Annotated in this window: 21 protein-coding genes, 5 pseudogenes and 1 riboswitch; of the genes and pseudogenes, 13 read left to right on the top strand and 13 right to left on the bottom strand. The window is 44.6% G+C overall.

All coding sequences use genetic code 11. The features are described 5' to 3' along the window. Window positions 1-9 precede the first annotated feature (9 nt). Window positions 10-302: pseudogene (locus KW548_20925) on the bottom strand (metalloregulator ArsR/SmtB family transcription factor). 233 nt (window positions 303-535) lie between these two features. Between KW548_20925 and KW548_20920 the strand changes: the two are divergent. Further along, complete coding sequence (locus KW548_20920; protein ID QXX08127.1) at window positions 536-676, top strand: entericidin EcnAB; 141 nt, start codon at window positions 536-538, stop codon at window positions 674-676. An 83-nt stretch (window positions 677-759) separates the two neighbouring features. Here the strand turns inward: KW548_20920 and KW548_20915 are convergent, their stop codons facing one another. Next, entirely contained in the window at window positions 760-1,566 is an 807-nt protein-coding gene (locus KW548_20915) for an EamA family transporter (GenBank protein ID QXX08126.1), read from the bottom strand. Between KW548_20915 and KW548_20910 the strand changes: the two genes are divergently transcribed. Continuing rightward, window positions 1,530-2,003, top strand: coding sequence for a transcriptional regulator (locus KW548_20910; protein QXX08125.1), 474 nt, complete (start codon window positions 1,530-1,532; stop codon window positions 2,001-2,003). The genes KW548_20915 and KW548_20910 overlap by 37 nt on opposite strands. A gap of 191 nt (window positions 2,004-2,194) precedes the next feature. On the opposite strand, the gene KW548_20905 is transcribed toward KW548_20910, so the two are convergent. Beyond that, complete coding sequence (locus KW548_20905; protein ID QXX09494.1) at window positions 2,195-3,058, bottom strand: permease; 864 nt, start codon at window positions 3,056-3,058, stop codon at window positions 2,195-2,197. Window positions 3,059-3,586: 528 nt separating this feature from the next. Here KW548_20905 and KW548_20900 point away from each other — a divergent pair. The 5 genes and pseudogenes from KW548_20900 (at window position 3,587) to KW548_20880 (ending at window position 8,711) form a co-directional block, all read left to right on the top strand. After that, window positions 3,587-4,882, top strand: a complete 1,296-nt coding sequence (locus KW548_20900) for an extracellular solute-binding protein (protein ID QXX09493.1) — start codon at window positions 3,587-3,589, stop codon at window positions 4,880-4,882. A gap of 198 nt (window positions 4,883-5,080) precedes the next feature. Further along, window positions 5,081-5,962 carry an ABC transporter permease subunit gene (locus tag KW548_20895; GenBank protein QXX08124.1) on the top strand — a complete coding sequence of 294 codons (882 nt, stop codon included), beginning with the start codon at window positions 5,081-5,083 and terminating at the stop codon, window positions 5,960-5,962. A 13-nt stretch (window positions 5,963-5,975) separates the two neighbouring features. Continuing rightward, window positions 5,976-6,818, top strand: a complete 843-nt coding sequence (ugpE, locus tag KW548_20890) for a sn-glycerol-3-phosphate ABC transporter permease UgpE (protein ID QXX09492.1) — start codon at window positions 5,976-5,978, stop codon at window positions 6,816-6,818. A 20-nt stretch (window positions 6,819-6,838) separates the two neighbouring features. Then, window positions 6,839-7,903 (top strand): sn-glycerol-3-phosphate ABC transporter ATP-binding protein UgpC, encoded by a 1,065-nt coding sequence (ugpC, locus tag KW548_20885; protein QXX08123.1) that lies wholly within the window; start codon window positions 6,839-6,841, stop codon window positions 7,901-7,903. Between the two features lie 44 nt (window positions 7,904-7,947). Beyond that, a pseudogene (locus tag KW548_20880) lies at window positions 7,948-8,711 on the top strand (DeoR/GlpR family DNA-binding transcription regulator). A gap of 82 nt (window positions 8,712-8,793) precedes the next feature. Here KW548_20880 and KW548_20875 read toward each other — a convergent pair. Beyond that, the gene (locus tag KW548_20875; protein QXX08122.1) at window positions 8,794-9,738 is read right to left on the bottom strand and encodes an NADP-dependent oxidoreductase; all 945 of its coding nucleotides are present in this window, start codon (window positions 9,736-9,738) and stop codon (window positions 8,794-8,796) included. 107 nt (window positions 9,739-9,845) lie between these two features. Between KW548_20875 and KW548_20870 the strand changes: the two genes are divergently transcribed. Both KW548_20870 and KW548_20865 read left to right on the top strand, forming a co-directional pair. Then, the gene (locus KW548_20870; protein ID QXX08121.1) at window positions 9,846-10,769 is read left to right on the top strand and encodes a LysR family transcriptional regulator; all 924 of its coding nucleotides are present in this window, start codon (window positions 9,846-9,848) and stop codon (window positions 10,767-10,769) included. Between the two features lie 168 nt (window positions 10,770-10,937). Beyond that, entirely contained in the window at window positions 10,938-12,017 is a 1,080-nt protein-coding gene (locus KW548_20865) for a permease (GenBank protein QXX08120.1), read from the top strand. 50 nt (window positions 12,018-12,067) lie between these two features. On the opposite strand, the pseudogene KW548_20860 reads toward KW548_20865, so the two are convergent. After that, window positions 12,068-12,440 (bottom strand): annotated as a pseudogene (locus KW548_20860) (nuclear transport factor 2 family protein). Between the two features lie 100 nt (window positions 12,441-12,540). On the opposite strand from KW548_20860, the gene KW548_20855 reads away from it, so the two are divergent. Both KW548_20855 and KW548_20850 read left to right on the top strand, forming a co-directional pair. After that, entirely contained in the window at window positions 12,541-13,407 is an 867-nt protein-coding gene (locus KW548_20855) for a LysR family transcriptional regulator (GenBank protein QXX08119.1), read from the top strand. Between the two features lie 104 nt (window positions 13,408-13,511). Next, entirely contained in the window at window positions 13,512-13,802 is a 291-nt protein-coding gene (locus KW548_20850) for a hypothetical protein (protein ID QXX08118.1), read from the top strand. A gap of 23 nt (window positions 13,803-13,825) precedes the next feature. Here KW548_20850 and KW548_20845 read toward each other — a convergent pair whose 3' ends face one another. The 7 genes and pseudogenes from KW548_20845 to KW548_20815 all read right to left on the bottom strand — a co-directional run bounded on the left by KW548_20845 (window position 13,826) and on the right by KW548_20815 (window position 22,410). Continuing rightward, entirely contained in the window at window positions 13,826-14,785 is a 960-nt protein-coding gene (locus tag KW548_20845; protein QXX08117.1) for a sensor domain-containing diguanylate cyclase, read from the bottom strand. Window positions 14,786-15,062: 277 nt separating this feature from the next. Beyond that, on the bottom strand, window positions 15,063-16,307 hold the full coding sequence (locus KW548_20840; GenBank protein QXX08116.1) for a hypothetical protein: 1,245 nt from the start codon (window positions 16,305-16,307) through the stop codon (window positions 15,063-15,065). Between the two features lie 234 nt (window positions 16,308-16,541). Then, window positions 16,542-17,284 (bottom strand): annotated as a pseudogene (locus KW548_20835) (phosphatase PAP2 family protein). Window positions 17,285-17,577: 293 nt separating this feature from the next. After that, the gene (tenA, locus tag KW548_20830; protein ID QXX08115.1) at window positions 17,578-18,243 is read right to left on the bottom strand and encodes a thiaminase II; all 666 of its coding nucleotides are present in this window, start codon (window positions 18,241-18,243) and stop codon (window positions 17,578-17,580) included. Window positions 18,244-18,369: 126 nt separating this feature from the next. Then, window positions 18,370-19,199 (bottom strand): annotated as a pseudogene (thiD, locus tag KW548_20825) (bifunctional hydroxymethylpyrimidine kinase/phosphomethylpyrimidine kinase). A 108-nt stretch (window positions 19,200-19,307) separates the two neighbouring features. Next, window positions 19,308-19,405, bottom strand: a riboswitch (TPP riboswitch). A 339-nt stretch (window positions 19,406-19,744) separates the two neighbouring features. Continuing rightward, window positions 19,745-20,941: a hypothetical protein gene (locus KW548_20820; GenBank protein ID QXX08114.1), complete on the bottom strand. Its 1,197-nt coding sequence runs from the start codon at window positions 20,939-20,941 to the stop codon at window positions 19,745-19,747. A 965-nt stretch (window positions 20,942-21,906) separates the two neighbouring features. Continuing rightward, entirely contained in the window at window positions 21,907-22,410 is a 504-nt protein-coding gene (locus KW548_20815) for a lactoylglutathione lyase family protein (protein QXX08113.1), read from the bottom strand. A gap of 215 nt (window positions 22,411-22,625) precedes the next feature. Here KW548_20815 and KW548_20810 point away from each other — a divergent pair, with 215 nt between their 5' ends. Next, a complete protein-coding gene (locus KW548_20810; protein ID QXX08112.1) occupies window positions 22,626-23,456 on the top strand; it encodes an HDOD domain-containing protein in 831 nt (276 codons plus the stop codon). Window positions 23,457-23,562: 106 nt separating this feature from the next. After that, complete coding sequence (locus KW548_20805) at window positions 23,563-24,456, top strand: LysR family transcriptional regulator (protein ID QXX08111.1); 894 nt, start codon at window positions 23,563-23,565, stop codon at window positions 24,454-24,456. Here the strand turns inward: KW548_20805 and KW548_20800 are convergent. Then, on the bottom strand, window positions 24,453-24,827 hold the full coding sequence (locus KW548_20800) for a VCBS domain-containing protein (GenBank protein ID QXX09491.1): 375 nt from the start codon (window positions 24,825-24,827) through the stop codon (window positions 24,453-24,455). The genes KW548_20805 and KW548_20800 overlap by 4 nt on opposite strands. Between the last annotated feature and the right edge of the window lie 253 nt (window positions 24,828-25,080).

The raw sequence follows: 25,080 nt of genomic DNA, 5'->3' as shown, positions 1-25,080 counted from the left end.
AAAGTTCGATTAGCAGCGTTCATCCGCACAACACTCATCTTGTAAGAAACCAATCACAGCTTCAAGACACTGATATTCGGCAACGCAATAAAGCGTGCGGCCTTCGCGGCGCTGACTGATGAGATTGGCCGAAGCCAAACTGGAGATATGATGAGACAACGTTGAGCCAGGAATATCCAACTGGTCCTGAATCGCACCTACGGCGATCCCTGAAACCCTGCCTTGACAACACTTTTATAGATGGAAAGACGCGTTGGGTGGCCCAATTCTTTCAACGCTTTCGCGACAACTTCAAGTTCCATCAATCACTCCTAACTCAAAAAAACATTTCCAAGATAATCGAAGTATTTATATTTTGCAACTTGCTCAGCAGGACTTCTTAAGAAGGGCATAGCGCTTTGACTGACTCAATATAACAAGGTAACCCTTGGTGATTGCGTTTTATGTTCAAAGTGAAATTCTGAAGGGAATTTCACATTAGCCCTTTACACTTCTGATATAGTCACCAGATAACGTGCGAATTAAGGAGTAAAACATGAGACTTTCATTGATTGCGACGGCGATTGCTCTGCTGATTGGTGGCTGTTCTAACACATGGCAAGGCGTTAAAGATGACTCTTCAAAAGTATGGGACGACACCAAACAAGCCATTCATGAAGCTACCGCTGAAGAGTAAATAACGTGTTTTGTTATAGCCAGAGCCTAAAAACGCTGGCTATAACAACAATAAAAATCCGTATACCAAGAAGATGACAATCACTATATGGCGCTATTCAAACGCTGGCGCTGAGATATGAAGTGATAAAGGCGCAGACCTAAAACGGACACGGATAATCCAAATAAAATCAATCCCCCGCCAAGCATCTCTAAATGGGTTAACTGCTCATTTAAAAGCAGATTGGAGCCGACAATACCCACGACAGGTATCAACAGAGCAAAAGGCGTAACAACAGCAGCTGGATGATTTTTAAGCAGCCAACCCCACAAAGCGAAAGCTGCCAAAGTAGAGATGTAGCTGACATACAGTAAAGACAGCCAAGATTTTTCTGTTGTTGCCAATAACAAAGTCAAAGGCTGATTGGTTTCGAAGTGCCAAGACACCAAGAATAATGGAAGAGGAGGGATCAGGCTAACCCAAATCATGAAATGCAATAAATTCACATCACCTATTCTTTTCATAATCAGATTTGAGACTGCCCAAAAGGCCGCAGCACATAAAATAAGCGTTATTCCTAAAGCGGTTGCATTGCCTCCCGCGGTATAGAAAAACAGACTGAATCCAATGCAGGCGAGCCCCATGCCGACGAGTTGGTATCGGTTCATTGATTCTTTCCACAACACGACGCTGAGCAAAATAGTAAATACCACTTGTGCTTGCAGTAATAATGAGGAGAGCCCCGCTGAAACATCAGACGCCATCGCCACAAATAGGAAGCTAAACTTAAGAACTCCTAAAAACACGCCAACACCAATGACATTCCATACAGAGGTTTTAGGATGTGACCTTTCGAATTGGCGATTTAATTGAAATGGACTGGATCGCAAGAAAGCTATGGCAATTGCCATTTTCACTATGCGCCTCACGATCTTACTTAGATAAGAGCGAGCCAATATTGCATCCGTCCGATCTCGCAAAGCATCGCCTACTGACTGTCCACACTGATCGCCACTGGAAAATGCACAATCAAAACACTGGGGAGGCGTTCTCGTACAACGACACATTTGATTTCTCATCAAATGATGTACTTCTTATAAGAGATGCAGCAATTCGAGGGTTAGGTGTCGCTTGGATCCCGCCCTATTATTTTGCTGAAGAGCAGTACCTTGAGGAGGTGTTACCTGAATGGAAGTCAGCAGACCGTGAAGTTTACATCATGTATCGCGACCGAGACAAACGCCCAGCAAGGGTCGACGCCTTCATCAAACATGTTTTTGAATGGCGAACTCGATTCAATGTTGTTCACCCTGCGTTAGAAACATCTTCCAACAACGGTCATCTTTGAAGTTGGGTATAGGAGTAACAACGCTAGGTCTGATTCATGTAGGTTCATGCGCTTGTCTAGGGTTCAATTTCCCCACTTTTTGACCAATAAAAAAGCAGCGCGATGTTCGCTGCTTTTACATGTCCCTCGTGGGCTTTACCCCGCCCGACGGCCATTTAGCACTTCAGACTCTGGCATAGCTAGGCATGGCGTTACCAGCTCAGCGAGCGCAGCACAATGGCGTAAACCGCAATTACCACAATACTTACCATGGTTTCTACGGAAATTCTTGCTGCACTTGTTCCTGTACCCAGATAGGAAGTTTCCAGTACGATGATATTGGCAGCAGGCGGAAGTAGGCAAATTAAAAGCAGCCACGGCAGTTGATGATACAACATCTCTGAGTTTGCTATCTGGCTAATGCCAAAAACGACTAGAACCATTGCACTCAACGTCACAATTCTTAGGACATAAGTCCGAGTGTAAAGCAATACATCGCTTTTCTTTAAACTTGTTTCAGCAAGCCAGATACCAAGTATCATCATACCCAGAAAGCTCATTAAGAATTTAGACACGACATATAGAGTGTGTCCGTGGACTTCAATGCCTCGTCCAACTGGAATCAACAAACCACCAATCAGTAACGCAATCACTGGCGGCGAAGCCAGAACCTTCAGAATTGAGAATGTCTCTTTCTTTAAATAGTTTGCGCCAATTGAGTTACCAACAATAGAGCTTCCAATGTACGCTGCCAACATAAATCTAGCCGCTTCATCGCCCAGCAAAGCGTGAGCAATGGGCAAACCCAACCAACCTATATTGAGATAACAAAAACATAAACTTCGAATCGCATCTTTTCCCATCCAGTGTCGGCAGGCAAATATCGCTAACATAGACATCATCGTCAATGCGATAACCCCTATCATTTCCTCTGAATGAAGGGAGATATTCCAAATGATAATGACAGGGATCACCAGCTTAGTAAGTACAAGGGATGAAAACTTTTTAACGTTTAGCTGCCCTTTGCCAACAAGGAATCCAACAAGCAAATAGATAAAAGGGAGTAACGTTGCCATCAGTACTTTACCTCTGCTCGCTTCGTCCACGGTTTTTCTATCCGTTGAAGGTAAAACCAATTGTCACTCTTGGACAACGAAGCGCCCCTGTTTAATAAGCCAACTCCTTGACTCTCGATACTTCCATATATTCGCAAGACTGATGCCTACCATTTAATCAAAACGCAGATTTTATAAAACCATCAAAAATATGCAACCTGTTTGCCTTAAGACAAAAATGACTAGCCAATGCCAACTAGGACGCCGCCAGCTAGGCATTTAAAACGCCGTTACTGAAAAAGCAGCGCAAAAGCGCGGCGAGTGGTCTCTGGTATTTCATTGTCAGAACAATGGTCAACACTATCTTTCCGATCGCTTTGTAGTGCTCAGTATGTTGGTGAGCACGATTTGATGTGTACATAAATCGTTCACTAAAGATAAACGTAAACGAAACGAAGATGTCACTTGATCTGTGAAAAATGACTGAAAAACGAAACAAACGAACCCCGTAAAACACTAAACGAAACCTTAGTACTAAGGAAAGGAATGATGAAACACTTATGGATTACCGGATTACTTTTTTCAGCAACCGTCTCTGGTTCAGCACTTGCAGCAACGGAAGTGACATGGTGGCACGCAATGGGTGGTCAACTTGGTGAAACCGTGAATAAAATCGCGACTGAGTTCAACGCATCTCAGAATGACTACAAACTTATACCTGTATATAAGGGGTCTTACACTGAGACTCTAACAGCAGGTATCGCTGCCTACCGTGCCAATGAAGCGCCGAACATTCTTCAGGTGTTTGATGCAGGTGCTGCGACGATTATGAATGCTAAAGGTGTCGCTAAACCGGTGCAGGACATCATGGTTGAATCAGGTTATAGCTTCCACTCTTCTGACTACCTTGCGGGTGTGCGCAACTTCTATGCAGATAGCCAAGGTACAATGGTTGGCATGCCATTTAACAGTTCGACACCTGTACTTTACTTCAACCGCGATATGCTGGCTGAAGCGGGTGTTGAAGCGCCTAAGACTTACGAAGAGATGGAAGTCGTCGCTAAGAAACTTAAGGTAAAAGGACATGCGGCATTTTCTCAGTCTCATACTCCTTGGATTTTCTTTGAGAACTTCAAATCTCGCCACAACCAACAGTTAGCTGACAAGAACAACGGCTACGATGCGCCAGCCACCAAAGTGATGTACAGCACTAAGAACCTACAGATGCACTTCACTAAGATGAAAGAGTGGGCGGATAAGGGTTACTACAAGTATTACGGTAAAGACTGGGCTGCAAACCAAACACCATTTGAGCGCAAAGAAGTGGCTATGTGGATTGGCTCTTCAGGTTCGTTCGGTGGTCTACGTGACCGTGTTGACTTTGAGCTAGGTACTACATTCCTTCCATACTGGGAGTCAGTCGACAAAAATGCAGGCGTTACTTTTATCGGCGGTGCCGCGCTATTTGCTCTGTCAGGTCATGACAAAGTGGAAGACAAAGGTGTTGCGGCATTCTTTCACTACCTAACTAGCCCAAAAGTACAGATGCAGTGGCATAAAACGACGGGCTACGTTCCGGTTACTAACGCGGCTTATGAGCTTACTAAGCAATCCGGTTACTACAAAGATAGCCCAGATGCAGAAGTAGGCGTTCAGCAGTTGAGCCTACCTGGCGGTGAATGGACTAAAGGTTATCGTCTTGGCTTCTACCCGCAGATCCGTGAAGTGATGTACCGCGAAACCGATAAGATTTTCGCTGGCGAATCACAAGTTGAGTCGAGCCTTAACAAAATCGATATTGAAGCTCAGCAGCTTCTAAAACGCTTTGCTCGCACAGTTAAGTAACTCGGCAAAATTCAGCCTCTCCATGTATACCCAATTGAATTCAAGGTGCTGGGTTCACAGCGGTGTCACGGGATTAATTTCAAGCAAATGACCTGGTTCTTACCAAGTTATTTAACGCTGAACTCAGCATCTTGATGTAATTTGAGTATCAAGGTGAGGCTTTTTTGTAACTGATATTTTTACTTTTTTGGAGTCTACGTGGAACGTCGTCAACAATTCCGGCACTCTCCTTTACCCTATATATTTCTGGCTCCGCAGATTTTAATTATTGCGATATTTTTTATCTATCCGGCAGCTCAAGCGGTCTATCTTTCCTTTATGTTGGAAGACCCATGGGGATTGTCATCTACCTTTGTCTGGTTTGAAAATTATACAATTCTGTTTGAATCAGAAGAATATTTAAAGTCTGTCGGGTTTACCCTTTACTACTCATTGCTCGTCTCTTTCTGTTCATTGGCGTTGGCGTTGCTGTTAGCCGTAAAAGCAAATAATGTTATTCACGGGCAGAGTGCTTACCGAGTAACGCTCACATGGGTTTACGCGGTTGCCCCTGCGGTGGCGGGTATGATGGGAACTTTTCTCTTCAGTCCTCATTTGGGCATCTTCGTCGATCTGTTTAAAGTTGTAGGGATTGATTTTAGTTTTCAAACGGACTCTTCAGATGCAATCATTGCTTTGGTTGTCATATCAGTATGGAAGCAGATCTCAGTTAATTTTGTCTACTTTTTAGCGGGCCTTCAGTCGATTCCGACTTCGGTAAAAGAAGCGTCGGTGCTCGATTGTGTCAGCGATACGCGACGATTCTGGACCATCACTTTCCCACTTTTAGCCCCGACGGGATTTTTCTTGTTGGTGATAAACCTAACCTACGCCTTTTTCGATACCTTCGGCGTTATCGACATGATGACAGGCGGAGGACCCGGCGGCTCAACAACTACCCTGGTTTACAAGGTGTTCACGGATGGGTTTGTCGGTGCAGACATTGGCGGTAGTTCTGCTCAGTCTGTGGTGCTGTTGATCATGGTACTCGGTCTCAGTTATCTACAGTTCCGTTTTATTGAAAAACGCGTCCACTACTAAGGGAGTTAAGATGATGAAAAGCAATAGGATTAGCGATCATATCATCCTTATATTGGGGGCTGTTTTTATGCTTTCCCCAATCTGGCTTATCTTCGCCAGCTCCACTCATGATTCAGCCACCATTCTCACGCAAGGTTTACAGTGGGTTCCCGGAGACCATTTTATGGAGGTCTATGAGAAGGCATGGAAGACGGATCAAGGCTTCACGACAGACGTCACAGCAAAGACGATGCTCATTAATTCTATGATTATGGGCTTGGGATTTGCCATCGGTAAGATCGTTATCTCGCTTTGCGCTGCCTATGCGTTGGTCTATTTCAGATTACCTTATGCCAGTGCTTGGTTCTGGCTGATCTTTGTCACCCTGTTGCTTCCTTTAGAGGTACGTATCATGCCTTCCTATGAAGTGGTTTCTAAACTAGGCATGTTGAACAGCTACTCAGGCCTGATTGTGCCACTGATTGCTTCAGCTACAGCGACCTTTTTCTTCCGTCAATTCTTTAAAACCATACCCGATGAACTACTCGAAGCGGCGCAGCTGGACAATGCAGGGCCACTGCGCTTTATCGTCGATATCTTGCTGCCCCTTTCTCGAACCATGATTGCAGCGATCTTTATCATTATGTTCGTCGTCGGTTGGAATCAGTACTTGTGGCCGATCATGATGACGACTGATGAAAGCTACAACACCATAGTGATGGGGATTAAACAGATTCTGGCTAATATCAATGAAACGCCCGACCCAAGATATAACTATGCCTTTGCTATGGTGATCCTCGCCATGCTGCCACCTGTCTTAGTGGTGATTATCTTTCAACGCTGGTTCGTGAAAGGACTCGTTGAGAGTGAAAAATAGAATCTAGAGCGAATTAAACAATGTTAGAAATCAAACAATTGGTCAAAACCTACGAAAACGGCCATCAGGCGGTTAAAGGCCTCAATCTGGATACCACTAACGGTGAGTTCATCGTACTTGTCGGTCCCTCGGGTTGTGGTAAGTCTTCTATTTTGCGCTCGATCGCTGGTTTGGAGCCAATCTCTGGCGGTGAAATTTACCTCAATAAGCGACGTATCGATACAGAAAAGCCAGCCTCACGAGATATAGCAATGGTGTTCCAAAACTATGCGCTCTATCCACATATGACGGTGTACAACAACCTTGCTTACGGTCTGAAAAACCGGGGTGTCGATAAATCTGAGATTGATGAAAAGATCCAAAACGTCGCGAAGACGCTCAAGATCGAAGAGTATCTCGATCGCAAGCCGGCCAAACTTTCTGGTGGTCAAAGACAGCGTGTAGCAATGGGTCGTGCGATTGTGCGTGACCCCCAGCTGTTTTTGTTTGATGAGCCACTGTCAAATCTGGATGCATCCCTTCGCACTCATATGCGCTTGAAGATCAAGAAACTCCAGCGCGAACTGGGGGTGACAAGCGTCTACGTTACTCATGATCAAGTAGAAGCCATGACCCTTGCTGACCGCATTGTCGTACTCAATCAAGGGCAAATCGAACAGGTAGGAACGCCCTCTGAAGTGTACCATTGGCCTGCCAGCCATTTTGTGGCGAGTTTTATGGGCAGCCCAGCAATGAACTTTCTGACCGCGACTCTTGCTGATGGCATTCTCACTGTTGCAGGCCACACTATACCGCTGCCAGAGTATGCGGGTATCAATCAGGAGGTCACTCTTGGTATCCGTCCAGAGCATGCCGATACACGGGCCCTAGACAGTATGTTGAATCTTGCTTTGAACATCAGTGTCATTGAGCCACTTGGCCCAAACCAATTGGTACACGGTCAGGTGAATGGACAAGCCTTCATCGCTGTGACACCTGAAACTGAATTTGACGTCGATAAGCCTCTTAACCTTTGTGTTGAAAATAGTCACCTTCATCTATTTGATACTCAGGGTAAACGCATTGAGCCGACCCAAACACAGTGATAGAAATGCACTCATTTAAGGACAGACACCTAAATAAGGACAGACTGGTGAGCCTATCTTCAAGACAAAAAGAGATCCTTGGTTATCTGCAACGGAGCAATGGCGTTCTATCCAGTGCTCTGTTGTCAGACACGTTTAACATATCTGTTCAAACTATTCGTAAGGATATGAATGATCTTAGCGACAAAGGACTCGTCAAACGTGTTCATGGTGGCATTACTTTACCAAGTGCTAACGACAATCTGTCATTTACCAACCGAGATATACTCAATGTTTCCGCCAAGCAGCGTATTGCAAAGAAAGTAGCGAGCGAAATTCCCGAAGGGTGCAGTATTTTTTAGGTATTGGAACGACACCAAAACATGTCGCCACCGCACTATTGGACCATCCTGGTTTAACTGTAGTGACCAACAACATCAACGCTGCTCTAACGTTAAGTAGAAACACAAATATCTCTACTTACTTAGCAGGTGGGAAGGTGAGAATGTCTGATGAAGATACGGTGGGCGAGGCAACGACGCTATTTTATCGTCAGTTTAATATTAAGATCGGCATCTTTGGTATCGGTGGCTTAGGAGAGAGAGGGGAACTTCTCGACTTTACTCCGGAAGAGGCTAATTTGACGAGAGCCGTTGTTGAACAAAGCCATCAATGCTGGCTGGTTGCAGACAAGACTAAACTAGGAAGATATGCCCCAGTTGTTAGCGCACAACTCTCGGAAATGGATCGACTATTTGTAGATGATGCGGTAGCGGAATTTCAATCACTATGTAAAGTCAATCAGGTTGAGCTAGTTGTTGCAGATTAAGGATGTTAATAAAACAGCCACCGAGGGGTGGCTGGTCATTATTCTGAGAACAAAAGCCGCTCAAAAGAGCGGCAAGTGGTCTCTAGTATTTCAGTGTCGGGGCAATAGTCAGCACTATCTTTCCGACCGCTTTATATTGCTCAGAACGCTGGTGAGCACGCTGGATATCCTCAAGTGGATAAACCGTATCTATTGGGATGATTAACTGATTTTTATTGAATAGGTCGAGCACTTTATCAAGATCCTCAGCGCTGTTCTCGACCCACATTCTTGTGAACGAAATACCGTGGATACCCACCTCACCTTCAGAAAGCTCATCAAAAGTGGACACTATTCGGCCTCCTGATTTAACACAGGAGACCGTACGATGAAGCAAATAAGCCCCCGCTTTCGCAACAAAAGCCAAGTCGTATCTCATGGTCGAATGCCAATCTGTCTGGCTTTCATCGTGCACTTCATCTGCCCCCAATGTTTTTATGTAATCTAGCTTAGCTTGAGAGGCCGTCGCTACGACGTACGCTCCTGCAGCCTTGGCTATTTGCACCGCAAATGAACCAACACCGCCGGAAGCATTATGAATAAGAACAGTTTGCCCTTGCCTGATATGACCTTGGGTATGCAAACCTTGCCACGCAGTAGTAGAGGCCAGTGGCAAAGCCGCTCCATCGATAAAACTCATTTTTTCTGGCTTTTTCACAACCAGATCCGCATTGACAGCAATGTATTCGGCATTAGTGCCCTGTCCTGAAATGGGGGTGAATGAGAGTACCTTGTCACCCGGTTTAAACCCATTCACATCATCACCAACTTGCTCAATAACCCCTGAACAATCCCAACCTAATACAAGCGGCAATGTATGGGTATCAGTATCGGCCATCATGCCATTGCGAATATGAAAATCGACCGGGTTTACACCTGATGCCACGACCTTTATCAGTACCTGATGGACGGATGGTGCTGGCTTTTCCAATTGACCTACATGGATTTGAGCCACGTTTCCATAATGTTTTATAAATGCTGCTTTCATAATTTTCTTCCTTATCTGTGATGAGAACAGCTTTAGTATTCAATCAACAACCTATTTCTTCTAATTAATAGTTGATATAAACGTTATTCCACACAGGAATGAATTGTATGGCTAAAATTGACTTAAATCTGATCGTTATCTTTGACGCAATCATGCGAGAGCAGTCCATAACCATCGCAGCAGAGCAATTAGCGATGACTCAGCCTTCGGTATCGAAAGCCGTCTCTCGAATGCGCTATGCATGGAAAGATCCTCTGTTTATCAAACATGGGAGAGGCATTACTCCCACTCCATACGCAAAGCAGCTGTGGCATGAAATCTCGGAACCTCTCAATAAGATTAGCCATTCCGTCTCTCCACCTAAGTTTGATCCTATGACCGCCTCCATACAGCTTAGAGTAGCGTTAACAGATGGTACCAGCTGTCTTTTCTGGCCTAGATTGCGAGCGATCATCGAGGAAAGAGCTCGAGCTATGGATTTATATGCCGTCCCCTTCAAAGGAAATGGGCAACAGCTGTTACTAGAAGCGGAAGTCGATCTGGTACTGGATTACTATCCAACAACACATGAACAAATTTCAGTTCGACACTTGTATGAGAATCACTTCACCTGCGTAATGCGACCTGAACACCCACTCGCAGACCGTTTTCTTTCTCTGGAAGATTTTTGCGGCGCAGACCATTTGCTGGTCTCACTTTCTGGTGATCCAAGTGGCGCTGTGGACTCAACACTGGCTCTAAAAGGACTCCAGCGACGCGTCGCCATGACCGTCAATAGTTTTTCAGGGGCTATGGACTTATTGGAAGAGTCCAATCTTATCAGCGTTCTGCCTTTTACCGTGGCCAGCAAATCAATAGAGAAAGGGAGACTGGTGCAAAAGCCAATGCCCATTACTGTCCCACCCCCCACGATTTCCATCGCTTGGCACCGACGAAATCAGCATAACCGAGCACTGAAATGGCTGATTAATGAAGTCGGAGCGATCGTTTCAACAGAGGCACATGTGTTTGCCAACAAAGTTACTGGTTAGCGAAAAAACACTCCTGTTAAGCAATTGATATTATTAGACATGCTAATTATTTCGATTTTTATCGAAATAAACTTCTTGATCATTTGCTCTTTATTTCTATAATTCGAGAAAAATAGAAATGAATTTGAAAATATTCAGATTCATAACACTCGAATTTGGAATCACCTTATGAACAATGAATTTATATCTATGGCCAGTGAAGCGTTCAATATGTTTGCCTTTCTCGCGACTGAGCTGATCATCCTGTTTCTTGCCATCAGCTATATCGTTGGTGTATTGCAAGCGTTTCTGACACCAGAAAAGATTCAGTCGATCCTTAGCTCACGTAATGGTAAAGGCTATGTCGTCGCAGCTCTGCTGGGCGCTATCACGCCTTTTTGTTCTTGCTCAACCATTCCTTTCCTAAAAGGCCTGCTTCGAGCACGTGCAGGATTCGGCCCTATGATGGTCTTCCTGTTTGGCAGCCCGCTACTTAACCCGGTGATCATTGGCTTGTTTGTCGTAACCTTTGGTTGGAAAGTTGCATTGTTCTACTTCATGATCGCTATGGTTGTGTCTGTTGTTGCGGGCTACGCACTAGAGAAACTCGGTTTTGAACGTTACGTAAAACCGGAGGCGTATCAGGCGGCAGAAGTCAGCAGTTGCGATACAAGCTGTGGGGAAAGCAAATCTACACCGAAGAAAGAGAGCTCATGTGGGACGTCGAGCTGTGGTGAACCAGCGCCAGCAATGGCAAAAGAATCCAGCTGCGGCGCAAGTGCAAAACCATCAGTCGGTGTTGCAAGTTGCTCAGCAGATGGCAGCGCCACCGCGACTTTAGTGGAAGAACGTAAACCAAATCTCTGGGTGAAAATCTGGCACTCGACTTGGAAAGACTTCAAACAAGTATTCCCATACCTACTGCTGGGTATTGCGATCGGCTCACTTATTTACGGATTTATTCCAACAGACTTGATTGCAGAATACGCAGGCGCGGGTAAGTGGTATGCGATTCCAGTCGCCGCTATCATTGGTATCCCACTTTACATTCGTGCTGAAGCGGTGATTCCTCTCAGTGCTGCACTGGTACAAAAAGGGATGGCTCTGGGTTCTGTGATGGCACTGATCATCGGCAGTGCGGGCGCAAGTTTAACAGAAGTGATTTTGCTCAAATCCATCTTTAAGAATCAGATGATAGCCGCATTCCTGACGGTCATCCTGAGCATGGCGATCGGCGCTGGATTCCTATACAGCTACCTATTTACTTAATGAAACAAAGGGAAATCAAAAGGGGGACACGCTATGCGTATCCCCTTTTGTTATCGTTCGCCTAACACTTCGAACTCATCGTAAGTTAGGCGCGCTTTACCGTCTTCCTGCAGTGTCCACACTTCTTTATGTACCACACCGAATGCTTTGTTCATCGTCCACTTTGACGACAAGATATAGTTATTGTCATCGACTTTTTCCCACTTTGTATCTGTGTAAGATACATCGCTAAAGCCTTGGTCAATGATGTTTTGCCAAAACGCCTGAATTTGCTCGCGACCTTCAAACGTACCAAATGGCTTGGCGATCATGGTTGTGCCTTCGGCATATTGCTCTGCACATCCTTTTTGCATCCTGACGGTTAAATGCTGCTTTCCACGCTTCGATACCTGCCTGACACGCTTCTAATACTGATTGACTCATTGTGTTTCTCCTTCTTGTCTGATGGGGAGAAGTTTAGGTCTAGGATTAACTAAGAAAAACAGATAAATTAGAAATTACTGTTTGGATAAAGAGAACAATAATGAACAAACATAAACAAATGATGATCTTCAAAGCGATTGTAGAAGCGGGTTCTATTTCGAAGGCGGCTGACAAATTGGAGTTGTCGAAATCAGTCCTGAGTACTCACCTTAAACAGCTGGAGAGTGAGCTCGCCACCACTCTAATAAAACGCACCACACGTAAGCAATCACTCACTCCTGCGGGCGAAAGGTTCTATCAACACTGCATCACAATGCACGACGTTATGTCGACAGCCTGGGATGACATTCGTCACTTGCAAAAACAGCCCAGCGGCAAACTGTCTATTACCGCGCCCATTGCTTTAATGGAGAGTATTGTCGTCCCTGCGCTGAGTGATGCTTTTGCTCCTTTTCCCGATGTATCACTCAATGTAGTCGCTGAAGATAAGCAGTTAGACTTAATGCAACACGATATTGATTTAGCCATTCGAGTCGGTGAGTCGCCAGACAGTAATGTAAAACAAAAGCGCATTGGTCAGTTTCGTGACGTGTTATGTCAGTCAGCCGCTACTCGCCACGCCCCTGAAACCGCTAAATACATCGCTAATCACTGGCAACCTAAAACCATCACACACCACCTTTTCGCTGCCGACGGGGCGAAATCAACGACGCTAATTTACACGGCCCACCATAGAGTCAATACCGTCAGTCAGGTGGCGAGCCTCATTCGTCATGATATGGGCATTGGCTTACTTCCGGAGTTTATGCTGAACCAGTTCTCAGATTTAGAACCTTGTTTTAAACACCAGCAGTTACTATCCAACAATGTGTATGCTCTGCACCCGTACTCTAAATCTCCCCCAATTTCAGTCACCAGAGCGATAGCAGTGATCGAACAAAGACTGAAATCCGTGACGGTTTTTTGAACAGATGTAGAACCAAGATCAAGCTTCATGATAATTTCATCCACTGTTCAAAAAGTGTGTCCTACACTTGAAAAACGCGTCGGTTAACTACTAAGGAGAACAACATGATTTCAACATTCAGGGATTACGAATTACAAGATAAAAACCACTTCCACGCTCATATAGAAGTCAACCCATCTGGGTTATTAGATGTTGATATTATTGAAAAAAATGAGCACCACCAAACAGAGTTGTGTGATATCAGTTTTGAAAAGCTGAATGGTAAAACGCGCATTAAAGGTAAAGAAGAACAGCGTCAGTGGCAATTAGATCTCGACGACAAAGATGCAACAGAGCTGCACCACCTAATCTCAGAAGCGAACGAAGAATACGAGATCTTAATGCGTGATTTATGAAACAAGCTTATCAGGAGAAGTGTTTACTTTTTCGCACACTTTTCCTGATACATTTTCTCATCGGCCATCTCTAATAAAGTATCAATTGATACCTCTTGCGAAGGCTTGGCAACCGCAATACCCACGCTGAATGTGATCTCATACCCTCGATCTTCTTCCTGATTAAAGCGTTCGACCGATTTTCTAAAACGCTCAATGGCGACGGTGGCTACTTTTTCGGTCAGGCCAGACATAAAGACAACAAACTCATCACCACCTATTCTGGCAAACACATCCGAATCGCTAAATGAAGTTGCCATTAAGTCGGCAAACTGCTGCAGAGCAGCATCACCCACTTTATGGCCTAACTCATCATTGATGGCCTTAAAGTCATTCAGGTCAAAATACGCCAGCGCGACACAAAACCCGCCCATTCGGCAGTACTGCATCGACTTCTCTGTGAGTTCGAAGAAACCGCGGCGGTTAGAAATCTGCGTCAGCGGATCAAGAGTAGCTTGAATAGTTGACTCCAACTCTTGTTCCGCCATCTTTGCCAAATCAACCAGATCGGCCATTTGCTGCATGGTCAACTCACGCGGTTTTGTGTCTATGATACACAATGTACCGAGCTTACTTTTGTTGTGATACACCAAAGGTATGCCTGCATAGAATCGAATATGTGGCTCCCCCATAACCAACGGATTATCAAGAAAACGAGGATCCTTAGTTGCATCATTGATGATAAAAGGCTCTTCACCATTGATCGCGTGTCCACAAAAGGAGACATTTCTTGCGGTTTCGCGAACAGGAAGACCAATACAGGACTTAAACCACTGTCGCTGCACATCAACTAAACTCACCACAGCAATCGGGACATCAAAAAGATGCTGAGCAACACGAGTGATCCGTTCAAAACGCTCTTCCGGTTCGGTGTCGAGAATATCAAGAGAATGAAGATCTTTTATTCGTTGTACTTCATCATTAGGAAAATCAGGCTCTTTCATCCAGTGCAGCTCTTTAAAGATGGTTAACTATCAGCTTAGCACTCAGCCGTCATCTTGCTTAGTTTGAAAACTATTGATGAGTAGTTGAGTATAAAAGTGTGATGCCTCGCTGAAGATCATTGTCGCAGCGCACAACAGTGATGCCGCCACACTAAAATTGACAACAATGTTAACTATAGTTAACGCTTCGACATATCATCAAAATGATAGACCGCTTAAGCACCCTATTATCAGACAAAAAAGGGCCGTTTTCGGCCCGATTCTTAGTATGAATAGATTACACTGCAACGCGCGTTGGCACGGCGGATTTGACGGCAATCTCATGGCCATCCAACAGCCCTTTGCCTCTCTTCAATTCATTCAGGCGCGCGTTGACCACACCATCTCTGCTAGTAAAGTCTATCTTATAACTGCCAACGTACTCTTGAACGTACTTGCTCGACAGTGACTTCAGCTTATCGATATAGACAACGGCTTTGTCGTAGTCTCCTTGCGATACCACTTCAAGTTTAGGCGTTAGAAGCTGGGCAAATTTATAGGGGTGACCGACAAAACCACTGCCCATCACAAGCGCTGCGACAATTGGTGTTGTGATCACCACATTCTGAAACCACTCAGAAAACATCTTGTGATCATTGACTAGACTGGCTGGAGCAGTGCGGTTGTTCCACTCTTTCTTAGCACGTTTGGTTACTTTATCAAGCAGGCTACGTTGAACAAAGAAATCGACTAACTTGATGATACGCTCCAGAATATTGGTGATCATGCTGACCAATGAGCCCACTCCGGCTGCAACATCACCTGCGGCTTGCAAACCTATGCCTGCCACCCCCATAGTGAAAGATTTGATCCCTCCTAACGCACCTTTAGCAGAATGCAGAGCCAGTGCATTGGCGATAATACTAGGATGACCACCTAACAGCTCCACCCCACGACCACGATAAATTTGTGAAATCAGATCTTTGGATTTCATTACCGACTTTTTCGCCGCAGAATAGAGCCCCGATGCACTTTGCACATACCCCCAGCCGGGAATAAGATTAGAGAAGGTCCCAGCAAATTCGCTGGCTAGCCACGTGCCGACTTCCGCAAGCCACTCAATACCATGCAGCAGGTCGCCATAAACGTTTTTTACCTTGTTCAACAAACCACGAAAGAAATCACAAAACAGCTTCTTAAGCTTTGTTGTTATCGCAGATGTCATCTCACCGACTTTGGCTTTAGCCCTAGACGTTTTGAGCACAATTTTGCTGCTTTTTATCTTGCTCATGGTCTCAGTCTTATTCAGCAAGCCCATCGCAGCATCTTTAAAGTCTACAAAGGGCTCAGTTCCGACCACAAAAGCTTCAAAAAAATGCGCATTAGAAATCTTCGCCACTTTGGTAATTTCGGTACTGGCCAGCATGTACATTGCTCCCATGCGAGCATCGGCCATCTGTGCAACCTGCACGCCCAGTGCTGTATTTTTTGTCTTACCAAACATTTTGTCTTTAATCAGACGTTTTAATAGTTTTATCTGCATGTAAACCTCTGCCCATACAATAACGACACATAAATTTTTTGCGCCAAAAATGACAATTACATAAATAAGACGAATAATAACGAGATTTATCAATTATGTGGTCTGTCTTGCTGGCTTAGATTCAAAAAACACAATAATCTGGTGGTTAACAGCAACATATGACTGAGAATATAAAAAAGCCCCGCAAGTAAGGACATTACTCACAGGGCTAAGGGCAGTTAGGTAAAACGAGAATCAGGTTGTTATTTGGGTCCAGCGATTGAAAAGCTTTTCTGTAATGCGATCAAATTGCGGTGCCAACATATACAGCATCAGAACAAATAATACCGACCCGACCAAATCAATCGGTCGATGCATTCCGAGCCAAAGGCGACTGTATGCCAAGCCCAGCGCCCATCCCCCAAAACCATCGCTAAAGCGTAATGTCGATTCTGAATAAACAGATTGCCAAAAAAGGCAAGACATATAGCCGCAAAAATAGTGTGGCCTGAAGGAAAGGAGTAGTCTTTTTCGCCTTGCCAGTGGCGGGTGCGCCAAACACTAACACGATGCGAAATATCGTCAATGACATGCTGTTGTTGAACCGTATTCAGGTTATAGAAGTGAGAGGGTTGTGGGATCAGAAGTTGCTGGGTCAGCAGTTCAGTGTATGGACGTGGACTCTCCGTCATTTGTTTGAGGCCGGTCTTGCTGACAAACCCTATCAAAAGAATGAGCCCGAGCTGAGCCATCTTGCTCAACCATTCAATTCGGTTCGGTAACACTTTCCAACTAATCGCCACCAAAACGAACAAGGTCAAAAGAAAACCTTTCGAACCTGCTGAATCCGTCAGGAGAGTAAAGGCCAAGCCCGTTGTATCAGACACGCTACTCAGCAAATCAATATGGCTGACCAGTAAACTCATTGGCGCAATAATCACAAGAAATGCAACCAAAAGACCAATACCATACTGCTTCTCGATCAGAAAATTCTTCACCGTGTTGTCCCGCACTGAATCTGTAAGATGCAGAATATTAGTCGACACAAGGTGGAAAATTTATCAACTCAATGTCAATTTGATGAAAGATCGAGCCAGCTTCACAAACAGCCATTCACCCCGAAAATAACCTAATTTCACACATTTCCAAAACAAATAAACAAGACTCTTTTGACCGCCATCTTAAATCGAAGAGCCATGACAAAAGGCAGCCCAAAACGTACCCAACCACCTTCAATATCATTGCCCATTGTTTTCGCCATCACGGTCTTCTAGGTAAGAGGAAGCTTTGTTTATACTTTAACATCCAGTCCCTGTTGCCAGAACGCTACTTCCATTCGAGTCGCAGTTCTGAACACTTCAATCAGGTTTTGTCCCCGCTGGCTGTGAAGTTCAATCTCTTTTAAGAGTTGGTTAAAATGCTCTGCACCTTGTGCGACACCGCTTTGGAATTCCTCACCGCCATAAAGTTCAATCCAACTTGCGTAAGGGTTTCCTTCCCGTACGGTGCCATCACTTTCAATCAACGCTTTGCCAATCACCGCATAACCAATCGAACACGGCGCCAGCGCAGCATACAGGTCCACTAAGTCACCTGTCATGCCAGCGTCAAGCACATAGCGTGTGTAAGCAACGGTTCCAAAATCTTCAGATTCGTTTTCTAAATCAGATTCCGTCAGTCCCCATTGTTCACAATACGTCACATGATGAGCAATTTCGGAATCGAGTAGAGTATGCACACTAAGCAAGGCACGACGCATATCCTCCAGCGTGCGCGCTTTATAGATGGCTAACGCGTAAGCACGCGCATACTGTTTGAGAAACAGAAAATCCTGCTTCAGATAGTGAAGAAAACTGTGCTGATCTAAAGTACCTTGTGCGAGCTGCTGCACAAAATCATGCTGTGTGTATTCCTGCCAGTCCGACTGACACGCTTGGATAAGATCCTGATATTTCATTAGTTAAACTCCGGTATATAGTCTGCGGTTTTAGGCAGAGTGTCGATGATCTTTTGTGAATACATCAACTGGGCGTAAACGTCGTAGCACTTGAAGCCCACCTCGGAAGACTTAGTGCAAAACGGCTCAGCGAACATTGATGTGGCCACAGAAAAAGTGATGGACTGGCCCATGCCCTTTGCCAACCTTGAGCTCATCGGCATGAGCAATGGCCTGGGAGATGTATTGTTTACCTAGATACACGGCTTTGTGCAGCCTATTGCCCTGCGCAAGATAAGACGCAATCGCCGAAGATAAGGTACAGCCTGTTCCATGGGTGTTTTTCGTCGGGAATCGTTTGGCACTCAGAAGCTCACTCGTTTGCGCTAAGATCAGCAAATCATTGCTGTTATCATCTTTTTCGAGATGCCCCCTTTCAGCAATACCGCTTTGGCACCGAGCGCGCGCAATGCTTCGATCATATTGCCCATCTGATCTTCATTTTCCGGCACAACACCATCAATCAAAGCCGCCCCTTCAGGAAGGTTTGGGGTGATCAGATCAGCCATCGGGATCAGTTGCTGTTTTAATGTGTTAATCGCCGATGGTTCTAGCAGCAGATCACCGCTAGTAGCGACCATCACAGGATCAACCACCAGATGTTCAGGTTGATATTGTCTGATTTTGTCCGCAACGATCTTAATGATCCGCGCGTCAGCTAACATCCCGACTTTAACCGCAACCACATTGAGATCGGTAAACACGGCGTCAAGCTGACTTTCAATATGCGGCAAAGGAATCGGGTGAATGGCACTTACGCCAAGCGTATTTTGGGAAGTGATGGCAGTGACAACCGAGCAGGCATAACTGCCCGTTGCAGATATGGCTTTGATGTCCGCCTGAATACCGGCGCCACCACCGCTGTCTGATCCCGCGATGGTCAATACAATGGGTGGTGTGTCTTGTGAATGTAGCATAGTTGCTCCTATTACAAAACGTATAGGAACTCTCAGCCAGACATGACGTGATCAATAAAGGGAAGATCGAATCATAAAAAGCGAGTGCACCAAAATGAGCATACTCAAGCATTGATGCGAATAGTTCCCTACGTCAGTGCTAACTGAATCAGGTTCTACGGGTCTCGCAATGCGATCTCAGCCCTGAGGCTCCCCGACTATTTGCCCATGATGATAACAGCAATTAAAAAGCGAATGCACTTGTTAATTAAAAAAAGCGCCAACTCTGGCTAGTTAGATCCTCTGTTACCTATTCGTATCTCACTGTTAAATGGCGATGGCAGGTTTGATGTTATTCATCTTGCAAGGTAATAAGATTAAGGAGTCTATAGTGCTGATGCCACGACTGATAATACAGTGAGGAAAGGTTGAGAGGTGGTGTGACAAGTCATACGATACTACTGTCACACCTTAGACATTAGATCCCCGCCCAGCTCGGGCGAGGACCAACAGTACCACTAAGAGACGAAAAACGCCCTTAATCTGCTTAAGACGCTCGCCACACTCTAGTGAACTTGGTGAGCAGGGTAAAGATTGATTGGTCCCAAGAACATCGACTGATCACTTGGTGCCAGTACTTGAGGTAAACCATTGGATTTTTCTGTGCTTCTTACATACGTACAATGCACTTCCAACACTGGAACATTGGCCGCACCTGGGTAGGCTGGTTTTTTCACTATCCTATCAACGGACAGCTGCGCAGATGGAGGCAATAAAAACTCTGCTTGAACCGCAATCGCAGATTCATTGCTTTTGAGCCCCATTAGCTTTGCCAAATTTTCATACCCTTGCTTCATTTTATTGATACGGCGGTATTCAAAAATGAGGGTTTTGCTTTGTTCGATCACTTCATTAACGTACTTCTTCTCATAATCGGAAACCGTTTTGACCGAAGTATCGGTGATGTTAAACGTCCTGACGGCGGTATTATCTAATCGACTCGCGAGGTTGGTACTATTGTAGCCACTAAAGGCACTGATATTGACGCCTTGAGCACGACGAATAATAAAATTCAGAATACCCTCGGTGTTTTTGTAAACAGGGAAACAAGCGCCCTCGATAAAGCCTTTATGAAAACTGCATGATAAGTAACGACTGCTTTTAATAGTGCCCGCAGGCCCTTTCGGATTCCTACCATTGACAATATCATTGGCATACTTCCACCAAGCAGAATTTTGAGGATTTGGTACGGTAATTTGACGATAAACGGGCACGTCCACATGTGATGTTGAGTTTTGTCTCCACTCTTTGTACGAGTTCCAGACATTAACCGCACTGTCATCGAGCCTTTTACCTTTCGTGGTGTAACCCGTCATTCCTGTATTGAGAGAACTGGAGTTAAACGTATAAAAGGAAAGTGCTGTCACCATCTCCATTTGTCTCACCAAAGCCTGCGCTTCATGTTGGTTGACTTTCGAGCGGATACTCTGAGGTAGAGACCAAGTATGACGCATACTTTGCGCAACTTTAAACTGGTTGACAAAGCCTCTCAACATATTGATCCACTCAGTGGGACTGTTGTTACGGCAATGCTGTCTGTATGAAGCCTGGGTTATATTCATCGCCATTTGCAAAAGAGCATCCATACACTCTTTCTCTGCAGCTTCGTTGATTTTCAGGTATTTGAGTCTCTTGGCTAGATTCCCGACTCCGACAGACTTTAATTGCTCATAACGATATTCATCGTAACCACCAATTTCCATTGCTTATTCCTTATCTAATCGATACTTCTATGTTGGGTTAATGCTTGTATTTAGCAAATAGCAAATTGCGCTATTAATAAGCTAAAGTATAAAGACCCTAATAAATGCAAACGTTCATAAACAACATTCATCGATTTCTATAAGAATAGATCGATAGTCGAGCCATTGTTTATGGGTTACTTTAGACTATGAGGTAATAACGTAGCATGGTTTAATAGTAAAAAAAACTTACCGTGATCATAAATGCCTTATAATAAATGAAAATCACATTTAAAATCATACACTTAAATAAGACATCTTACCATTATTATTCCATTAAATAATAATGGCAACCCAACTATTGTTTGTTTTAAAATTAAACATATAATCATTAAAAACACCTAAAAATATGATTCCGATCCTAAATCTTGGAAATAAAATGTAAAGGTTATTGATTATTTATAATAATAACTTCTTACAATAAATCACTCAGTCAGAGGAAGATGGTAACCGCTATTTTTTATCAGCAAGCAAATGACATAACCGTCAGTGACCTAGGAAGACGCATTTTGAGTACGATACGGAAAAGCGCCACCAAGTAACAAGCCATCTGTGTGATTAACCAAGGGGTTAATCGTGTTGCTAACAAAGCAAGGTGGACTTTAAACGAAAAACAAAATGTTTGAAGATACGTACCTATTGCGACCCGCAACTGGTTGATGCTTGCTGTCTGACAACGCGTTCGCAGACGTGTGACCTCATGACGTCCCGAGCGCCTAGTTTTGCGAGAGGTTATACAGGGGGAGATGCATCATGTGTGGTAGGAGGTGGTACTGAGAGAGCGAAACTAATCGCTGTTCTTGATTTCTCGCCTAAAAAGGTAAATCAGGACGACCTCACATCAACGATGAAATCGTCCCTTGATCAATAAACCATGAAAGTGAACCCATCGTCTATTGCGGGTTCAGCTCATGTCACTCATTCACTTACTGATAAGCGCCTGCTGAGTAATGCAGTTCGTAACTGTGAGAGTAGATTTCTAGAATGTTGCCGAACGGGTCTTCCATGTAGATCATACGGTAAGGCTTCTCACCAGGGTAATAGTAACGAGGTGCTTTCATACGCTTCTTACCGCCTGCGGCAACGATTTTCTCTGCCAGCTCTTCGACATTAGGGTCCTGAACACAAAAGTGAAAAATCCCTGTTTTCCAGTATTCAAAATTGTTCTCTGGATTTTCCTGATTCTTGAATTCAAACAGTTCAACCCCGATACGATCCCCTGTTGAAAGATGCGCAATACGGAAACGTTCCCACCCTGCACCAAACACGTCAGTGCACATTTCACCAATGGCGGAATCGTCTTCGACAATTTCTGTGGGTTCCATAATCAGGTACCAACCTAGTACTTCAGTATAGAATTTAACCGCGGCTTCTAGATCTGGCACTGAAATGCCGATATGAGAAAAATTACGTGGATAGGGAGTAGACATATAGACCTCTTTTTTGCTCTTTGGATCACGGACGTTTCCGCTTTGTTGAAAACCATATTAGGCAAAAAAAAGATAAATAAAAATTATCAATTATTCTCATTTTAATAATTTTTTATTATTAAAATATTTTCCAAACTTCTCGGTTTCCAACTTTGTATGAAACTAATTTACTGTTCTATAGTATCTAAACTCATCAACAAAAAAGGAGAGTGCCAATGAGTCAGGCGGCGCTAATTTCTCGTCTTAACGAGTTACCTAGAATCCAGAAAGTACTCCAAGAACTGCTTGATATGGTCAATCAGGACGAGGTTGATTTTGGCGAGCTATCAAGAAAAATCGCTACCGATCAGGTATTGAGTGCTCGATTGCTCCGTATGGCGAATTCTGCCCATTTTGGCGGCAACAAAACCGTCTCTTCAGTTAACGAAGCCTTGCTTCGTGTCGGTACAGGGCCAGTTAGAACTCTGGTGGTCGCATCGGTACTTTCTGGTGCCTTCCCTAAAATCAAAACACTGGATATGGATCAGTATTGGGAAGACACCTTCGAGGTTTCCGTTATTGCGAGCAAGATTGCTGACGAAACGGGGATGGATGCCAATGAAGTGTTCACTACTGGCATTCTTCATAATATAGGCGAGTTGATGATTCATACCTTGGTTCCAGATGCAGCGGTCAAAATACATCAACGTGCGGAAGCAGGCGAAGACCCGATTTCAGTGCAAGAAGAAATTTTGGATATTGGTGCCCCGACACTGGGTGCTAAATTGGCGAAGACTTGGAAGTTCCCAGACCCAATGGTAGACGCGATTGCCAATTATCACGACCCTAGGAACGCAGAGCTCTCTCCCAAAATGGCAACCACACTGCACTTTGCCCGCTCGATACACCGCGATTGGGATCAACTAGACAGCGATGACGCCAAAGCTCGCTATCTGGCCGAGCATCCAGACTCTCGTTTACTTCATGTATCCGCCACCTTTGCACCAACCATAGATAAGTTTCGTGGAAACGGTAGGGATCTCGCCACTCAACTCAATGCTGCTTAGCCCCTGAATGGCGAGGGAATAGACCTCGCCACTTTACTCACACTACCCAAATTTCACGTTATCACTTAGACTACTAGTAATAATTTTTTGTTATTAAAAGATGACGATGCTAAATCCGCTGTGGCTGAAAACCTTTCAAACACTCATCGACACTGGTCACTTCACTAAAACCGCTGAAAGGCTGTTTATGACACAGCCAGGGGTGAGTCAGCATATTAAAAAGCTTGAGCGAGCATGCGGCCATACGCTCATCGCCCGACATCACAAGACTTTTGAAATCACAGAAGCTGGGCAATCTGTCTATCACTATGCTCGACAAATCGAACACCAGCAGGCTGAGCTGATTAATTCACTGAATATTGAAGACCCTTATTCTGGTAGTGTGTCGCTTTCCTGTTCGGGCGCTTTGGCATTGCTGCTCTACCCGCCTCTGCTTAATTTACAATGTAAACACCCAACACTGATTGCGAAACTCGAAGCCGCCCCACACTATAAGATTTTGGCTGATGTACTATCTGGCGAGTGTGATATAGGGATTGTCACTCACATTCCTTCCGACTCTCGTTTTGAATCAGAAACACTAGGTATTGAACCTCTTTGCCTGATGCTACCTGCCAGCCGCTCAATAAAAAATGCCACCCCAGAGGATTTGAAAACGATGGGTTTGATTAAGCATCCTGATGCTTTCCACTATCTCTCGCTTTACTTTGCCCAATGCGGGGAACCTTTGCTAGAGAAGATCAACATTGATGAGCTGCCAGTCACAGGGTACGTCAATCAGTTGAGCCAGATATTACTGCCTGTCGCCAAAGGTCTGGGCTTTACCGTCTTGCCAAAGAGTGCTCTCGATTCATTTCCAGACAGGGACAACATTGCCATCTATCATGCGAATCATGAAGTGTTAGAAACCTTGTACTTTCTGACGAAAAGACATCGTCAATTACCGCAACGCTTCACAACCATAATGAAAGAGATTGCGGGTCACTTTCACTCAGACTAACCGACTGTGATTTCTGTAGCTAATTCATCAATCACAGCACCACCCTCGACGCCAATCAAAGTGAGTGTAATAGTGATAGGGTCGCCCGCATCAGAGTATAAGGAGAAGCGCTCAAGCTTACGTTCACCCTGCAGTAGAAATTGCGTCTTAATGTTGTAGACTGAATAGTCCCAGTAGCCTGACTTATCAATACTGAGAGAGCCGAGCGTATCCTTACCTGCGATCACACTGTTTGGATCGAACTGAGTCTGACGACGGTATCCACTTGAGATCAGAAGCCGCCCAGAATCCATCAATAACGGAGAGAGAGCCATGGCTGAAAGCGATTGGTCCTCTTCCGCATATTCAGACACCACTTCTTCCACTCGCATACTGAGTATTTGACTGATCCTATCTCTTACCCCTTCAGGAAAAATCGGCAACAGTGGCTGTGAGCCGAGGTGAATTGCTGCTGTTCTTTGGGCACGAGACAGATTGACGTCGGTAGTCAAAGTATAAGAATCTGCATGGGTTACAGCGCTTCTAGAACGATGTGTGTGAGTTGAGTGAGCCATAACCTTCTCCTATTTTCTTTGATTACGCTTGTCAAATTAGAACGCAGTTTGAATCAAGCCTGGTCTTTGG

Source organism: Vibrio neptunius (assembly GCA_019339365.1).
In the GTDB taxonomy this organism is placed as follows: domain Bacteria; phylum Pseudomonadota; class Gammaproteobacteria; order Enterobacterales; family Vibrionaceae; genus Vibrio; species Vibrio neptunius.
Note: the sequence above shows the minus strand (reverse complement) of the source record. Positions and strands in the feature narration are given on the sequence as shown.

Excerpts from the sequence above, each read along its gene's own strand:
- KW548_20920 (QXX08127.1), top strand. The coding sequence starts at position 536 with ATGAGACTTTCATTGATTGCGACGGCGATTGCTCTGCTGATTGGTGGC.
- KW548_20910 (QXX08125.1), top strand. The coding sequence starts at position 1,530 with ATGGACTGGATCGCAAGAAAGCTATGGCAATTGCCATTTTCACTATGC.
- KW548_20915 (QXX08126.1), bottom strand. The coding sequence starts at position 1,566 with ATGGCAATTGCCATAGCTTTCTTGCGATCCAGTCCATTTCAATTAAAT.
- KW548_20905 (QXX09494.1), bottom strand. The coding sequence starts at position 3,058 with ATGGCAACGTTACTCCCTTTTATCTATTTGCTTGTTGGATTCCTTGTT.
- KW548_20900 (QXX09493.1), top strand. The coding sequence starts at position 3,587 with ATGAAACACTTATGGATTACCGGATTACTTTTTTCAGCAACCGTCTCT.
- ugpE (QXX09492.1), top strand. The coding sequence starts at position 5,976 with ATGAAAAGCAATAGGATTAGCGATCATATCATCCTTATATTGGGGGCT.
- ugpC (QXX08123.1), top strand. The coding sequence starts at position 6,839 with ATGTTAGAAATCAAACAATTGGTCAAAACCTACGAAAACGGCCATCAG.
- KW548_20875 (QXX08122.1), bottom strand. The coding sequence starts at position 9,738 with ATGAAAGCAGCATTTATAAAACATTATGGAAACGTGGCTCAAATCCAT.
- KW548_20870 (QXX08121.1), top strand. The coding sequence starts at position 9,846 with ATGGCTAAAATTGACTTAAATCTGATCGTTATCTTTGACGCAATCATG.
- KW548_20865 (QXX08120.1), top strand. The coding sequence starts at position 10,938 with ATGAACAATGAATTTATATCTATGGCCAGTGAAGCGTTCAATATGTTT.
- KW548_20855 (QXX08119.1), top strand. The coding sequence starts at position 12,541 with ATGAACAAACATAAACAAATGATGATCTTCAAAGCGATTGTAGAAGCG.
- KW548_20850 (QXX08118.1), top strand. The coding sequence starts at position 13,512 with ATGATTTCAACATTCAGGGATTACGAATTACAAGATAAAAACCACTTC.
- KW548_20845 (QXX08117.1), bottom strand. The coding sequence starts at position 14,785 with ATGAAAGAGCCTGATTTTCCTAATGATGAAGTACAACGAATAAAAGAT.
- KW548_20840 (QXX08116.1), bottom strand. The coding sequence starts at position 16,307 with ATGCAGATAAAACTATTAAAACGTCTGATTAAAGACAAAATGTTTGGT.
- tenA (QXX08115.1), bottom strand. The coding sequence starts at position 18,243 with ATGAAATATCAGGATCTTATCCAAGCGTGTCAGTCGGACTGGCAGGAA.
- KW548_20820 (QXX08114.1), bottom strand. The coding sequence starts at position 20,941 with ATGGAAATTGGTGGTTACGATGAATATCGTTATGAGCAATTAAAGTCT.
- KW548_20815 (QXX08113.1), bottom strand. The coding sequence starts at position 22,410 with ATGTCTACTCCCTATCCACGTAATTTTTCTCATATCGGCATTTCAGTG.
- KW548_20810 (QXX08112.1), top strand. The coding sequence starts at position 22,626 with ATGAGTCAGGCGGCGCTAATTTCTCGTCTTAACGAGTTACCTAGAATC.
- KW548_20805 (QXX08111.1), top strand. The coding sequence starts at position 23,563 with ATGCTAAATCCGCTGTGGCTGAAAACCTTTCAAACACTCATCGACACT.
- KW548_20800 (QXX09491.1), bottom strand. The coding sequence starts at position 24,827 with ATGCGAGTGGAAGAAGTGGTGTCTGAATATGCGGAAGAGGACCAATCG.